We start from the raw sequence: 13,014 nt of genomic DNA on the forward strand, positions 1-13,014 counted from the left end.
AGTCCCCCTCCAGCTCGGCCGGTTCGGATCTGGCACCCACCGTGCACCACCCCACTGACAATCACTGTGACCTGGGAGAACGCGGATGCGAGGTGGATTGTCAGTGGGGGGATCTACCTTCGACGACATGACTCAGCAGGGGGTGCGCTGGACCGTGGAGCAGGTGCTGGCCCTGGCTCCTGACCCCGCGTCGCGCACAGCGGGAAGCAAGCTCGGCGCGGCCGGTCCGTGGTCCGAGGCCGGCGGTTCGGGCGAGGGGGCGGTGTGGGGGCTGTGCGAGGGCGGCGGCGGCAAGCGGTACCGGACGGTGGTCGACGTCGCGGACGCCTCCGGGCCCGCGTACCGGTGCAGTTGCCCGAGTCGTAAGTTCCCGTGCAAGCACGCCCTGGGCCTGCTGTTGCTCTGGGCGGGTGACGAGGGGGCGGTGCCGCGGGCAAAGGCGCCGGAGTGGGCCGGGCAGTGGCTCACGGCCAGGCGCGGGCCCGCGGGACGGAGCCGGGCCGCGGTCCCGTCGGGCTCCCCGTCCGGGCCCGCCGATCCGGAGGCGGCCCGGCGCCGGGCGGAGCGCCGGGCCGAGCGGGTCACCGCGGGTGCGTCGGAGCTGGAGCAGCGGCTGACGGATCTGCTCCGCGGCGGACTGGCCACGGCGGAGCGGCCCGGGTACGGCCTGTGGGAGGAGACGGCGGCCCGCATGGTCGACGCGCAGGCGCAGGGGCTGGCCACCAGGGTCCGTGAGCTGGGGGCGCTTCCGGGCACGGGTCCGGAGTGGCCGGTGCGGCTGCTGGAGGAGTGCGCGCTGCTCCACCTCCTCGGTCAGGGCTGGCTGCGCCGTGATCGGCTGCCGAGGGGGCTGGCCGCGACCGTCCGCTCCCGCGTCGGCCTGCCGGCCTCGGCGGACGGTCCGCCGGTGCGGGACCGCTGGCTGGTCCTCGCCCAGTACGACTCGGCGGACGCGCGCCTGACGACCCGCCGGATCTGGCTGTACGGCACGGACTCGCGGCGCACCGCGCTGCTCCTCTCCTACGGGGCCGCGGGGCGCGCTCCGGAGCTCGCGCTGCCGGTGGGGCTGGCCCTGGACGCGGAACTGTCCGCCTACCCGGGCGCCGGTCAGGTGCGGGTGGCGCTCGGCGAGCGGTTCGCGGCGCCCGCCCCCACGGCCGGGCGTCCCCCCGGGACGACGACGGCCCGGGCCGCCGCCCGGTACGGCGAGGCGCTGCGCGACGACCCCTGGCTGGACTCCGTTCCGGTGACCCTGGGCCGGGTGACACCTGCGCCGGACGGCGACTCCTGGCAGCTCGCGGACGCCGACGAGGACGCCGCCCTGCCGCTCACCGCGGCCGCGTGCTCCCGCCCCGGCCTGTGGCGTCTCGTCGCCCTCTCGGGCGGTGCGCCGGTCACGGTCTTCGGCGAGTGCGGCCACCAGGGGTTCACCCCGCTGGCGGCCTGGCCGGAGGGGCCCGGCGAGGTGGTGCCGCTGTGCTGAGCCGCCCGCACATCATCGGTCCCGCCCGCCTTCTGCCGCTCCCGGCCGTCCGACGGAAAGGAAGCCCATGAGCAGGACCTCCGTACCGGCCGTACCCTCGGCCGCGTCGGCGCCACACCCTGCGGACCCGTCCCTCCCGGGCGCCTGGGAGGACCTCGTCACCGCGGCGCTGCTGGGGACGGACCGGCGCACCCCGGCCGGCGCCGCTCCCGGCGCGGACGCCCCGAAGGCCCTGCTGGACGCGGCGGCCGTGGCGACCGTGCGGCGTCGCGCCGGACTGCGTCCCGCCAGGGCGGCGGAGCGTCCGCGACCGGCGCCCCGGGACCCGCGCCCCGCGCTGCCGCCCGCCGCCGCCCGCAGGCTCACGATGCTGCTCGCCGACCGCCCCGGCCCCTCCGGCGGCGGCCGCCGGGGCACGGCGCCGGACCTGATGGAGCTGCTGCCCCAGTGGTTGGCGGCGGCGAACGCCCACGGCTTCGCGGCGCCCGCCCCGGTGCTGCCCGCGCTGCTCGACGCCGCGCGGGGACGGACGGACCTGCGGGCGGCGGCCCTGCGTTTCGCGGGGCCGCGCGCTCTGTGGCTGGCCCGCCTCAACCCGGACTGGCGGTTCGCCCTGCGCTCGGCGCGGGGAAGGGACATGGCACTGCCGGGGGCCGAGGAGCCCGGGGATCCCGGGGACCCCTGGAACACGGAGCCGTCCCTGCGGCTCTGGCAGGAGGGCCTCTTCGCGGAACGGGTCGCCCTGCTCGCCACCCTCCGCTCCCGTCGGCCCGCCGCCGCACGAGAACTCCTCGCGACGACCTGGGCGACGGAGCGGGCCGAGGACCGGCTGATGTTCCTCGACTCGCTGCGCACCCGCCTCTCCCCGGACGACGAGCCGTTCCTGGAGCTGGCGCTCGCCGACCGCAGCCGCAACGTACGGGCGACGGCCGCCGAGCTGCTGTCGGCGCTGCCCGGTTCGGCCCTCGCGGAGCGTATGGCGGTCCGGGCCGCGGTGTGCGTGGCCGTGGACCACACCCGGGAGACGCCCACCCTCACCGTCGAGGCGCCGCACGAGTGCGACGCGGACATGGAGCGCGACGGGGTGACGGCCAAGGCTCCCGCGGGCCGGGGCGAACGGTCGTGGTGGCTGGGCCAACTGGTGGAGGCGGCCCCCCTGAACACCTGGTCGCGGCGGCTCGGCGGACGTTCCCCCCGGCAGATCGTGGCCCTCCCCGTGGCGGACGACTGGCGGAGCGAACTGCACGCGGCGTGGTGCCGCGCTGCGGTGCGCCAACGGAACGCGGAGTGGTCGCGGGCGCTGCTCGGCGAGCCCGCCGCGGTGGAGGCGGGCGGCCCGGGAGCGGTGTCCCTGTCCGAACGGGCCAGGCTGCTCGGCACCTTGGACGCGGCCGAACGAGCCGAGTGGGTGGCGGGGTTCATCGGGACACACGGACTGCCGGACGCGTTCCAGCTGCTCGGCGTGTGCGCGGTGCCGTGGGCGCCACCACTCGGCCGGGCCGTGGTGGACGCGCTCGACATCGCCCGGGACGCGGGGAGTTATCCCTGGAGTTTCAGCGGTGTCATGGGGCTGGCCGAGCGCTGCCTCGACCCTTCGGAGGCAGGCCACCTCGATGCGCTCCTGGCCGCACCGGAGGAGCCGGAGGACGCCTCGCCGGGCTCCGGCGACTACTGGTCGGAGGCGTTCCAGCGGCTGGTCACCACACTGCGGCTGCGCGCCGCGATGCTGGCGGAGCTGACCCCGGCGCCCCCGGCCGCTCCCGACTCCCCCGCCACGACCCCCGCGCCCCGTCCCCGCGGGTGACCGCGGGGACGGGGCGCGGGGACGGCCGCGCCGACCGTGGCCGGCGCGGCCGCGGTCCGCATCGGAGCAGGGTCCCGGGCCGGGTCTACGCCTCCGCGGGCTGCCGCACGGTCGCGCGCACCCAGTCCACGATCGACGCCGTCGTCGCCCCCGGGGTGAAGATCTCCGCGACGCCCTTCTCCTTCAGCGGAGCGATGTCCGCTTCGGGGATGATCCCCCCGCCGAAGACCAGGATGTCCGCCGCGTCCCGCTCCTTCAGCAGCTCGATCACCGCCGCGAAGAGCGTGTTGTGCGCACCGGAGAGGATGGACAGGCCGATCGCGTCGGCGTCCTCCTGGATCGCGGTGTCGACGACCTGCTCGGGAGTCTGGTGGAGCCCGGTGTAGATGACCTCCATACCGGCGTCGCGCAGGGCCCGCGCGATCACCTTGGCCCCACGATCGTGGCCGTCGAGCCCCGGCTTGGCCACCACCACGCGGATCGGACCGGCTGCCACACCCATTACTGCCTCCTGAAGCGACTACATCCATCCGTACCGAGAAATACCGCACATACAAGCCATGCCGCACCCGTCACGTGCCGCACGCCTCCGCCGCCCACCGAATACGCCGCCAAGGTACAGACGTCCGGCCCGCACCGGACCGGAGAAGTGAGTGAACGGACGTTATCCCCAGCATCCCGCAAGCGGCAGTTTCACGGTGCGGACCGAGGGGGAAATCACACAGAGGAACATGTTCACCGCGCACCGTTCCGGCGCCTCACGAGCCGGGCACCGCTGCCCGTGCGACACACGGACAACAGTGGGAACATGCGTACAGGGGATTCGTCACGAGGTCGTCCCCACCGCCGCGACCGGCCAAAGCTCCTGACGGGCGCGGTGTCGACCGCTTTTCGTGGTGAGCCCCACGAGGGCACATGGGGGACAGAGCTGTCCTTCGCGTGCCGACAGGAGGTCGGCCATGAAGGTCACGGAGGCAGTACTCCCCTTCCTGCCGCTGTGCCGGCGCCTGGTGCCGAGCCGGCTGGCAGGTCTCTCCACCGCCCTGCTGAAGGCCACCGCCCTGGAGCTCGCCATCCTGGTGGGCCACATGCTCCTCTATCCCGCCGGCATCGTGCAGGAGCGGCGGGACACGACGCCCGAGCTCCCCCCGCCGGACGGCACCGCGAAGCTGCCGACGGAGTGCCGCCCCCCGGTCGTGCTGCTGCACGGCTTCATCGACAACCGCTCGGTGTTCCTGCTGCTGCGCCGCAGTCTCGCCCAGCACGGCAGGCAGCAGGTCGAGTCGCTCAACTACTCTCCGCTGACCTGCGACATCCGCGTCGCGGCCGAACTGCTGGGCCGGCACATAGAGGAAGTGTGCGAGCGCACCGGCAGCAGCCGCGTCGACATCGTCGGGCACAGCCTCGGAGGGCTGATCGCGCGGTACTACGCGCAGCGCCTGGGCGGCGACGCCCGCGTGCGGACCCTCGTCACACTCGGCACCCCGCATTCCGGCACGCGCGTCGCGCCACTGGCCAACGCGCACCCCATCGTGCGCCAGATGCGCCCCGGCTCACCGGTGGTCGAGGAGCTCGCCCGCCCCGCGCCCGGCTGCCGCACCCGCTTCGTCGCCTTCTGGAGCGACCTCGACCACATCATGGACCCGCTGGAATCGGCCTGCATCGAGCATCAGGACCTGATCGCGCAGAACGTGCGGGTGGGCGGCGTCGGCCACCTCGCCCTGCCCGTGCACCCCGCCGTGGCGACCGGCATACGGGAGGTCCTGGACGCGGCACACCCCGGAGAGCCGACCACCGGCCACGCGGGCGGCCTGACGGTGGCCTGACGGCGGTGTGACGGTGGCGTGACGAAAAGCGGGCGACACGCCCGAAACGCACACCCCTCGGCAGCCGCGGCGGCGGCACTTTCCACCCGAACAACAGCTGCCCCCTCCGGCCGACTTGGCGACGCGAACACACACAGATCTCGAACGGATTTCGAACACAAAGCCAAGACCGTGAATATCCGCCGCCAAAACGCAACCGAATGCCCGTTTCCTGCGCGCGCGAAACCTGCGGAAGATTGTCGCGCCCGCATACCGCCGGGTACAGTCGCCGCACTGCTCTGCCAGCCCCTGTTGTCGAGGCGAAAGAGAAGTTGGTGAACGACCGTCACCCGTCGGGGACAATGGCCCCGCCCCCGGCTTCCGACGCCGTCTCGGCGCACTACGCGTCCTACGGCGCCCAGGAAGCCCCGTACGGTGACTTCACCGCGTACAGCGGCTACGACACCAGCGTTTACGACCCCACGGGCTTCGGAACCGGCACCCCGGCCGCCTCGGCCTTCACCGCCGACCCCCTCTTCGGCGATCTCTCGGGCAGCGGTCACGACCCTGCTTCGTACGCCACCGGGGACTGGTCCGCGGGCGGCCACGACGCCGCCTACCACGACGCGTACCCGGCCCAGCAACAGACCGCCTACGACACGGGCGGTCACGACGCGACCGCCTGGACCACCGGGCAGCAACTGCCCACGGTCCCGCCGCAGGCCACGGCACCCGACGCGAGCGGCCAGTGGGACGCCGGCGCCTGGCTCCAACCCGACCAGGCCCAGAGCACCCCCGATCCGACCCAGCAGTGGTACTGGGGCACCCAGACCTTCGACACCGGCGCCTACGACGCCACGCAGTGGAACTCCGACGGCGACTCGGCCCCACAGGCCACGGCCACGCAGGTCACGGCCACGCAGGTCTCCGAGTCCTACGAGCCCTCCTCCCACGAGGAGCAGCCCCTACCGTTCGACCAGCAGCCCACCTCCACGTTCGAGCTGCACCCGGACCTGCGGTCCTCCGCCGCCGGACACGACACGCCGGACGACACCGGTGACCCGTCCACGGCGGCCCCGCTGCTCGACGAGCAGGAGGAGCCCGCCCCGCTGCCCGCGCCGCGCACGGCCTCCCGCAGCGGCTCCCGTTCCCGCCGCCGCACGCCCGCCAAGCGCTCCGCGCTGCTGACGGTGGCCGTGCCCTCGGCGTGTGTGATGGGTGTCGCCGGCATCGCGGCGGCCTCGGTCGGTGACCTGGCCGAGGACAGCGGCGGCCCGGAGACCAGGACGACCGCGGCGGACCCGCCGCCGGTGCAGCCCGCCACCGTCAACAACGAACTCAACACCCAGCTCGAGAGCCTCTCCGCCGGGGCCAACGACTTCGCCGACCGGGCCAGTCGCACCCAGGAGCGCATCGACCTGAAGGCCCAGCAGGAGGCCGACCGCAAGGCGGCGGCAGAGGAGGCGGCCCGCAAGGAGCGGCTGCGCCCGAAGTTCGCGCTCCCCGTCGCGCAGCACGGCCTCAGCGCCTACTACGGCCAGTCCGGCATCAACTGGATGTCCGTGCACAGCGGAATCGACTTCCCCGTCTCGTACGGCGCACCGGTGATGGCCGCGACCGACGGCACGGTCCGCACCCAGTACAACAGCGCCTACGGCAACATGATGATCGTGACCGCGATGGACGGCACGGAGACGTGGTACTGCCACCTCTCCAGCTACCAGGTCCCCTCCGGTACGGCCGTGAAGGCCGGCCAGCCGATCGCCTTCTCCGGGAACTCGGGCAACTCCACCGGCCCGCATCTCCACTTCGAGGTCCGCCCGGGCGGCGGCTCGGCGATCGACCCACTGGCCTGGTTCCGCAGCCACGGCCTCGACCCGACGTAGACCGCCCTCCGCCCCTGCCGCCCGGCTCCGGGTACCGGATGCCGGACGGCCATCGCCCCGGGAACCGGGCGCTCCCGGCTCCCGGCTCCCGGCTACAGCTTCTCGACCGGCGCGTACCGCAGCAGCAGTCGCTTCGGCTTGGCGTCCCCGAAGTCGATCGTCGCCTCGGCGTTGCCGCCCGTCCCCTTCACCCCGACGACGGTGCCGAGCCCGAACTGGTCGTGCGTGACCCGGTCCCCGACCGCCAGCGACACCGCCGACTTCTCGGCGGCCCGGCGCGTGGCGAAGCCGGAGGCGCCCGCCGCCGCCGAGCGGGAGCGGGACGACGACAGCGAGGCCGCCACCCCGGACACCGGTCCGGAGGAGACCGGAGAACTCGCCCCCGTCCGCTTCCACTCCAGATGGGTGGCCGGGATCTCCTCCAGGAAACGCGAGGGCGGGTTGTACGAGGGCTGCCCCCAGGCGCTGCGCAGCGTCGACCGGGTGAGGTACAGCCGCTCACGCGCACGCGTGATGCCGACGTACGCCAGGCGCCGCTCCTCCTCCAGCTCCTTGGTGTTCCCGAGGGCGCGCATGTGCGGGAAGACGCCGTCCTCCATGCCGGTCAGGAAGACGACGGGGAACTCCAGGCCCTTGGCGGTGTGCAGGGTCATCAGGGTGATGACGCCGGAACCGTCCTCGTCCTCGTCGGGGATCTGGTCGGAGTCGGCGACCAGGGCGACCTGCTCCAGGAAGTCGGACAGCGCGACCGACTCGTCCTCACCCCGCTCCTGCTCGAACTCCAGCGCCACGGCGGCGAGTTCCTGGAGGTTCTCGATCCGGGTCTCGTCCTGCGGGTCGGTGGAGGCCTGCAACTCGGCGAGGTAGCCGGTGCGTTCGAGAATCGCCTCCAGGACCGTCGCCGGGCCCGCGCCGGACTCGACGATCGTACGGAGGTCCTCCATCAGCGTGTTGAACCGCTTCACCGCGTTGGTGGAGCGCGCGGCCATGCCGTACGCCTCGTCGACACGCCTCAGCGCCTGCGGGAAGCTGATCTTCTCGCGCTGGGAGAGCGCGTCGATCATGGCCTCCGCGCGGTCGCCGATGCCCCGCTTGGGGACGTTGAGGATGCGGCGCAGCGGCACCGAGTCCTCGGGGTTGGCGAGCACCCGCAGGTAGGCCAGGACGTCCCGGACCTCCTTGCGCTCGTAGAAGCGGACGCCTCCGACGACCTTGTAGGGCAGGCCGACCCGGATGAAGATCTCTTCGAAGACCCGGGACTGGGCGTTGGTGCGGTAGAAGACGGCGACGTCCCCCGCCTTGGCCACGCCCGCGTCCGTGAGGCGGTCTATCTCGTCGGAGACGAACTGGGCCTCGTCGTGCTCGGTGTCGGCGACGTATCCGGTGATCTGCGCGCCGGTGCCCGCGTTGGTCCACAGGTTCTTGGGGCGGCGGGACTCGTTGCGCTCGATGACGGCGTTGGCGGCGCTGAGGATCGTCTGCGTGGAGCGGTAGTTCTGCTCGAGCAGGATCGTCGTCGCGCTCGGGTAGTCCTCCTCGAACTGGAGGATGTTGCGGATCGTCGCGCCGCGGAAGGCGTAGATCGACTGGTCGGCGTCGCCCACCACGCACAGTTCGGCGGGCGGCAGGTCGTGCGCGGCCGGCTGCGTGCCGCCGGGGTACTCGGAGCCGCCGACCAGCTCGCGCACGAGCGCGTACTGGGCGTGGTTGGTGTCCTGGTACTCGTCCACCAGGACGTGCCGGAAACGGCGGCGGTAGTGCTCGGCGACGTCCGGGAAGGCGCGCAGCAGATTGACCGTCGTCATGATCAGGTCGTCGAAGTCCAGCGCGTTCGCCTCGCGCAGCCGCGACTGGTAGAGCGCGTAGGCCTGGGCGAGCGTCTTCTCGAACCCGTCGGCCGCCTGCGCGGCGAAGTCCTCCTCGTCGATCAGCTCGTTCTTCAGATTGCTGATCTTGGCGCTGAAGGACTTGGGCGGGAAGCGCTTCGGGTCGAGGTCCAGGTCACGGCAGACCAGGGCCATCAGGCGCTTGGAGTCGGCCGCGTCGTAGATGGAGAACGACGACGTGAAGCCGAGCTTCTTGCTCTCGCGGCGCAGGATGCGCACACAGGCGCTGTGGAACGTCATGACCCACATCGCGTGCGCGCGCGGGCCGACGAGCTGTTCGACCCGCTCCTTCATCTCGCCGGCGGCCTTGTTGGTGAAGGTGATCGCGAGGATCTGGCCCGGGTGGACGCCCCGCGCGGCGAGCAGGTGCGCGATGCGGTGCGTGAGCACCCGGGTCTTGCCGGAGCCGGCGCCGGCCACGATGAGCAGCGGGGAACCGGAGTGCGTGACGGCGGCGCGCTGGTTCTCGTTCAGTCCCTCCAGGAGGGCGGCGGGGTCCAGCACCGGGCGCGGGGCGCCGTCGCGGTAGTGGGTGTCCCGGTCCGGCGGCACGTCGAACTTCCCGCCGAACAGATCGTCCGGAACCTCCTCCGGCGCATGATCGTCCTCGGGCGGGGGCGGGGGTTCGTCCCCGGGGCCCCGCTGGGCCTGGAGGTCCGCCAGGAAGCTGTCGTCAAAGAGGCTGCTCATCGCTCTCCGAGTCTAGGCCGCCTCACCGACAAGCCGTGGCCGCCCCGGAAACATCGCCCCGCACCGCACCCCCACCCTCCAGCATCACGGCCTCACCCTGCGTGACGTGACGAAGAAGGTCACGAAAACGTATCGGGCATATCACCCATCAACCTTCACACGAGCCACATGAGTTGGCTACGGTTCGGGCTGGTCGTGCGTCCCCACCGGCGAACCCCGCCGGGCCGAGCGGCCTCCGCCGAGTCCGTCACCGCCGTCGCGGCAGCCGGTCCCTGGCCCTCCCCGGAGCGATGACGGCCTGGAAGTCCCCCTGCCGCCGCCCCGCAGGCAGAACGTTGGAAGGAGTCGCCTCCCTTGGCGTCGCACCGCAAGTCGCGCACCCCCGGTACGCGCGTGGCCGGCAAACGGACCCCCGCCATCGCCACGGCGGCCCTGACCTCCGTCGCCCTGCTGTCCCAGACCGCCGACGCCGCCCCCTCGGACGACGGCCGGCCGAGTCTGGAGGAGATCGAGAAGAAGGTCGACGACCTGTACCGCCAGGCGGAGTCGGCGACCGAGAAGTACAACGCGGCCAAGGAGAGGACCACCAAGCAGCGCAAGCGCGTCGACACCCTCCTCGACGACGTGGCCCAGCGCACCCAGCGGCTCAACGAGGCGCGGGAGGAACTGGGTTCCCTCGCCGCCGACCAGTACCGGACCGGCTCGGGCGTCCCGGACACGGCGACCTTCCTGCTCGCGGACTCCCCGCAGGACTTCTTCGACCAGAGCCGGCTGATGGACCGGATGACCGGCCGCCAGAAGGAAGCGGTCGACGACTACGTCACCCAGCAGTCCGAGACGATGGAGAAGCGGCAGGAGGCCACCGAGAGCCTCGAGGAGCTCACCGAGTCGCAGAACGGTCTGAAGACCGCGAAGGCTGCCGTCCAGAAGAAGCTCAGCACCGCGCGCGAGCTGCTGTCGAAGCTGGACGCCGAGGAGAAGGCGCGGCTCGCGGCGGCCGAGGAGAAGAAGCAGGAGGAGGCCGCCCGCGAGGCCGCCGAGCTCGCCCGCCGGCAGGCGGAGCAGCAGAAGGCCGAGGAGGAGGCCCAGCGGGAGAGCGGCGCGTCCGACGCCTCCGGCTCTTCCGGCTCGACGACCGCCCCGTCGCCCTCGCCGTCGACGCCGCCCTCGACCTCGATTCCGCCCTCGACCCCGACCTCGACGGACTCCTCGTACGCCGCCAAGGCCGAGAAGGCCCTCGCCTTCGCCCGCGCGCAGATCGGCAAGCCCTACGTCTGGGGCGCCACCGGCCCCGGCTCCTACGACTGCTCCGGCCTCACCCAGGCCGCCTGGAAGGCCGCCGGCGTCACCCTCCCCCGCACCACCTACGACCAGGTCGCCGCCGGCACCACGGTCCCGCTCTCCCAGGCACAACCCGGCGACCTCGTCTTCTTCTACGACGACATCACACACGTGGGCGTCTACGTCGGCAACGGCATGATGATCCACGCGCCGAAGCCCGGCACCTACGTCCGCGAGGAGTCGGTCTTCTACGACGGCGAGTCGTCGATCCACAGCGTGGTCCGCCCGGCCTGACCCCCGGCCTGCCGCGCCCTCGCGCGCGGCGGGTTCTTCTAACATCGCCCCATGCCCGCCCCCGACCCTGCCCCCACCCCCTCGCCCTCCGCCTTCCGCGCCTGGTGGGCGCAGCGTTCCCCGGCGGCCGGTTCCGCCGTGATGGCGACCGGCATAGTGTCCGTGGCCTTGCAGACGGCGGGGTGGGAGGTCCTCTCCCTGGTCCTCCTCGTACTCGCCTGCGCCGCCTGGCTGGGGCTGGCGGCGGAGTTCGTCCTGCGGTTGCTGCGGGAGCGGGAGCGGTGGGTGTCGGAGGCGGAGAGCCCGGACTCGCTCACCGCGGTCGCCGCGACGGCCGTGCTCGGCACGCGGGTGTCCGCACTCGGCCACGACGCCCTGGCCGGGGCGCTGCTCGCACTGGCCGCCGTGCTCTGGCCGGTGCTGCTCGTCCTCGTCGTGCGACGCTGGCGGCCGCACATGCCCGGCTCCGTGTTCATGGCCTGCGTGGCCACGCAGGGGCTCGCCGTCCTGGGCGCCACGCTCGCCGCGGCCGGGTCGGCGGCCTGGCTCGCACGGGTGGCACTGGTGCTGTTCTGGTCCGGGCTGGTGCTCTACGGGCTCGCCCTGTTCCGCTTCGACCCCCGGCAGGTGCTCGAGGGGGCCGGGGACCACTGGGTCGCGGGCGGTGCCATCGCCATCTCGTCGCTCGCCGGGGCCAGGCTGCTCACCGCCGACAGCTCCCGGCTGTATCTGTGGAACAACGACGACTTCGGTGTCCTGCGCCTGACGACCGTCGCCCTGCTGGTGCTGGGCCTGGCCTGGTACGCGGCGCTGCTGGCCGCCGAGGCCGTCCGGCCGCGGCCGGCCTACGACACACGGCGCTGGGCGACCGTCTTCCCCCTCGGCATGACGGCGGCGGCGACGCTCTCCGCGTCCGCCGCCCTCGGGTTCCCATGGCTCGACGGCCTGGGGCGTGTGCTGCTGTGGATCTCGGTGGCCGCCTGGCTGGCGGTCGCCGTCGGCGCGGCGACCTCCGCGCGGACCGTGATCATGTCTGGTTCCCTGTCGGCCTTCGTCAGGTCCAGAGCACGGCGATGAAAATGTTCGCCGTGGTCAGCAGTCCGACCAGCCCGAACAGGCCCTTGTCCACCTTCTCGTCGTCCCGCTTCACGTAGACCAGGCCGAGGATCACGATCAGCAGGGCCAGCTTGACGCCGATCTTGATGTGGTCGACGGAATGGCCCTGCGCCTCGTTGAGCCCGACCAGAGCGATACCGGTGACCAGCATCGTCAGCGCGCCGTGCAGCATCGCGGGCACGAAGCGCGCGGTCCCCTGCCCCATGGCCTTCATCTGGGTGAGGAACCCACCGAGCAGCGACGCGATACCGATGATGTGCAGTCCGACGAAAACATGAATGAGCACGTCCATGAGCCGGAGCCTAACCACCCCCCACCCCACACCCGACACCGGCCCGATGCGACGGCCACGGCTGTGGAGCTACGCCCTGCCGGAAAGCACCCGCCCCTCGAAGCTCAGGCTCCGGTACGCGCATACGCGACGAAAGCAGCCCAGGCACCTCCGGCAACGGCGAACCGAGGACTCCGGGACCCGAGCTTCGAGTCCCGGACGTGGACGGCGCGGGGGCAGGGTGCTACTTCGAGGCAGGCACCGCCCTGACTGTCGCTATAGCTGGACTTGTACCAGGTGAGGCGTTCACTCATGGCTCCTCTGCCACCCTTCTGATGAACGTGGCCGACTCCTCCACGCCAAGGCAGTGCATGCGGATCATTGCATGGGTCTGTGTGAGTGCACTTACCTTCTCCGGACTGGCATGCAGGACGCTGACCTCCGGCGCTCAGCGACTGTACGTCCGCCATACGGAAACGCAGCAGCATGCAGCCCTCC

At 72.5% G+C, this 13,014-nt stretch carries 10 protein-coding genes; 6 read left to right on the top strand and 4 right to left on the bottom strand.

The genetic code is table 11. The annotated features are described in order from the left end of the window. Nucleotides 1-127 precede the first annotated feature (127 nt). Both ACWEQO_RS05820 and ACWEQO_RS05825 read left to right on the top strand, forming a co-directional pair. On the top strand, nt 128-1,483 hold the full coding sequence (locus ACWEQO_RS05820) for an SWIM zinc finger family protein (protein WP_452979367.1): 1,356 nt from the start codon (nt 128-130) through the stop codon (nt 1,481-1,483). 67 nt (nt 1,484-1,550) lie between these two features. Further along, the gene (locus ACWEQO_RS05825) at nt 1,551-3,287 is read left to right on the top strand and encodes a DUF5691 domain-containing protein (protein ID WP_452979370.1); all 1,737 of its coding nucleotides are present in this window, start codon (nt 1,551-1,553) and stop codon (nt 3,285-3,287) included. A gap of 85 nt (nt 3,288-3,372) precedes the next feature. Here ACWEQO_RS05825 and ACWEQO_RS05830 read toward each other — a convergent pair whose 3' ends face one another. Then, nucleotides 3,373-3,789 carry a cobalamin B12-binding domain-containing protein gene (locus ACWEQO_RS05830; protein ID WP_202275927.1) on the bottom strand — a complete coding sequence of 139 codons (417 nt, stop codon included), beginning with the start codon at nt 3,787-3,789 and terminating at the stop codon, nt 3,373-3,375. Between the two features lie 457 nt (nt 3,790-4,246). Here ACWEQO_RS05830 and ACWEQO_RS05835 point away from each other — a divergent pair, with 457 nt between their 5' ends. Together ACWEQO_RS05835 and ACWEQO_RS05840 are read left to right on the top strand one after the other, a co-directional pair. After that, nucleotides 4,247-5,113: an esterase/lipase family protein gene (locus ACWEQO_RS05835; RefSeq protein ID WP_361450083.1), complete on the top strand. Its 867-nt coding sequence runs from the start codon at nt 4,247-4,249 to the stop codon at nt 5,111-5,113. Nucleotides 5,114-5,313: 200 nt separating this feature from the next. After that, nucleotides 5,314-6,978 carry a M23 family metallopeptidase gene (locus ACWEQO_RS05840; protein ID WP_452979374.1) on the top strand — a complete coding sequence of 555 codons (1,665 nt, stop codon included), beginning with the start codon at nt 5,314-5,316 and terminating at the stop codon, nt 6,976-6,978. A gap of 92 nt (nt 6,979-7,070) precedes the next feature. Here the strand turns inward: ACWEQO_RS05840 and pcrA are convergent, their stop codons facing one another. Further along, nucleotides 7,071-9,554 carry a DNA helicase PcrA gene (pcrA, locus tag ACWEQO_RS05845; RefSeq protein ID WP_452979377.1) on the bottom strand — a complete coding sequence of 828 codons (2,484 nt, stop codon included), beginning with the start codon at nt 9,552-9,554 and terminating at the stop codon, nt 7,071-7,073. A gap of 354 nt (nt 9,555-9,908) precedes the next feature. Here pcrA and ACWEQO_RS05850 point away from each other — a divergent pair, with 354 nt between their 5' ends. Together ACWEQO_RS05850 and ACWEQO_RS05855 are read left to right on the top strand one after the other, a co-directional pair. Next, the gene (locus ACWEQO_RS05850; RefSeq protein WP_452979380.1) at nt 9,909-11,129 is read left to right on the top strand and encodes an NlpC/P60 family protein; all 1,221 of its coding nucleotides are present in this window, start codon (nt 9,909-9,911) and stop codon (nt 11,127-11,129) included. Nucleotides 11,130-11,180: 51 nt separating this feature from the next. Then, nucleotides 11,181-12,206 (top strand): tellurite resistance/C4-dicarboxylate transporter family protein, encoded by a 1,026-nt coding sequence (locus ACWEQO_RS05855; RefSeq protein WP_452979383.1) that lies wholly within the window; start codon nt 11,181-11,183, stop codon nt 12,204-12,206. On the opposite strand, the gene ACWEQO_RS05860 is transcribed toward ACWEQO_RS05855, so the two are convergent. Beyond that, entirely contained in the window at nt 12,184-12,537 is a 354-nt protein-coding gene (locus ACWEQO_RS05860; RefSeq protein ID WP_361450068.1) for a hypothetical protein, read from the bottom strand. The genes ACWEQO_RS05855 and ACWEQO_RS05860 overlap by 23 nt on opposite strands. Before the next feature lie 104 nt (nt 12,538-12,641). Beyond that, nucleotides 12,642-13,004 carry a DUF397 domain-containing protein gene (locus ACWEQO_RS05865; RefSeq protein ID WP_452979386.1) on the bottom strand — a complete coding sequence of 121 codons (363 nt, stop codon included), beginning with the start codon at nt 13,002-13,004 and terminating at the stop codon, nt 12,642-12,644. Between the last annotated feature and the right edge of the window lie 10 nt (nt 13,005-13,014).

The sequence above is a fragment of the Streptomyces sp. NPDC004051 genome (assembly GCF_053604275.1).

Excerpts from the sequence above, each read along its gene's own strand:
- ACWEQO_RS05860 (WP_361450068.1), bottom strand. The coding sequence starts at position 12,537 with ATGGACGTGCTCATTCATGTTTTCGTCGGACTGCACATCATCGGTATC.
- pcrA (WP_452979377.1), bottom strand. The coding sequence starts at position 9,554 with ATGAGCAGCCTCTTTGACGACAGCTTCCTGGCGGACCTCCAGGCCCAG.
- ACWEQO_RS05855 (WP_452979383.1), top strand. The coding sequence starts at position 11,181 with ATGCCCGCCCCCGACCCTGCCCCCACCCCCTCGCCCTCCGCCTTCCGC.
- ACWEQO_RS05820 (WP_452979367.1), top strand. The coding sequence starts at position 128 with ATGACTCAGCAGGGGGTGCGCTGGACCGTGGAGCAGGTGCTGGCCCTG.
- ACWEQO_RS05830 (WP_202275927.1), bottom strand. The coding sequence starts at position 3,789 with ATGGGTGTGGCAGCCGGTCCGATCCGCGTGGTGGTGGCCAAGCCGGGG.
- ACWEQO_RS05835 (WP_361450083.1), top strand. The coding sequence starts at position 4,247 with ATGAAGGTCACGGAGGCAGTACTCCCCTTCCTGCCGCTGTGCCGGCGC.
- ACWEQO_RS05840 (WP_452979374.1), top strand. The coding sequence starts at position 5,314 with ATGCCCGTTTCCTGCGCGCGCGAAACCTGCGGAAGATTGTCGCGCCCG.
- ACWEQO_RS05865 (WP_452979386.1), bottom strand. The coding sequence starts at position 13,004 with ATGCTGCTGCGTTTCCGTATGGCGGACGTACAGTCGCTGAGCGCCGGA.
- ACWEQO_RS05825 (WP_452979370.1), top strand. The coding sequence starts at position 1,551 with ATGAGCAGGACCTCCGTACCGGCCGTACCCTCGGCCGCGTCGGCGCCA.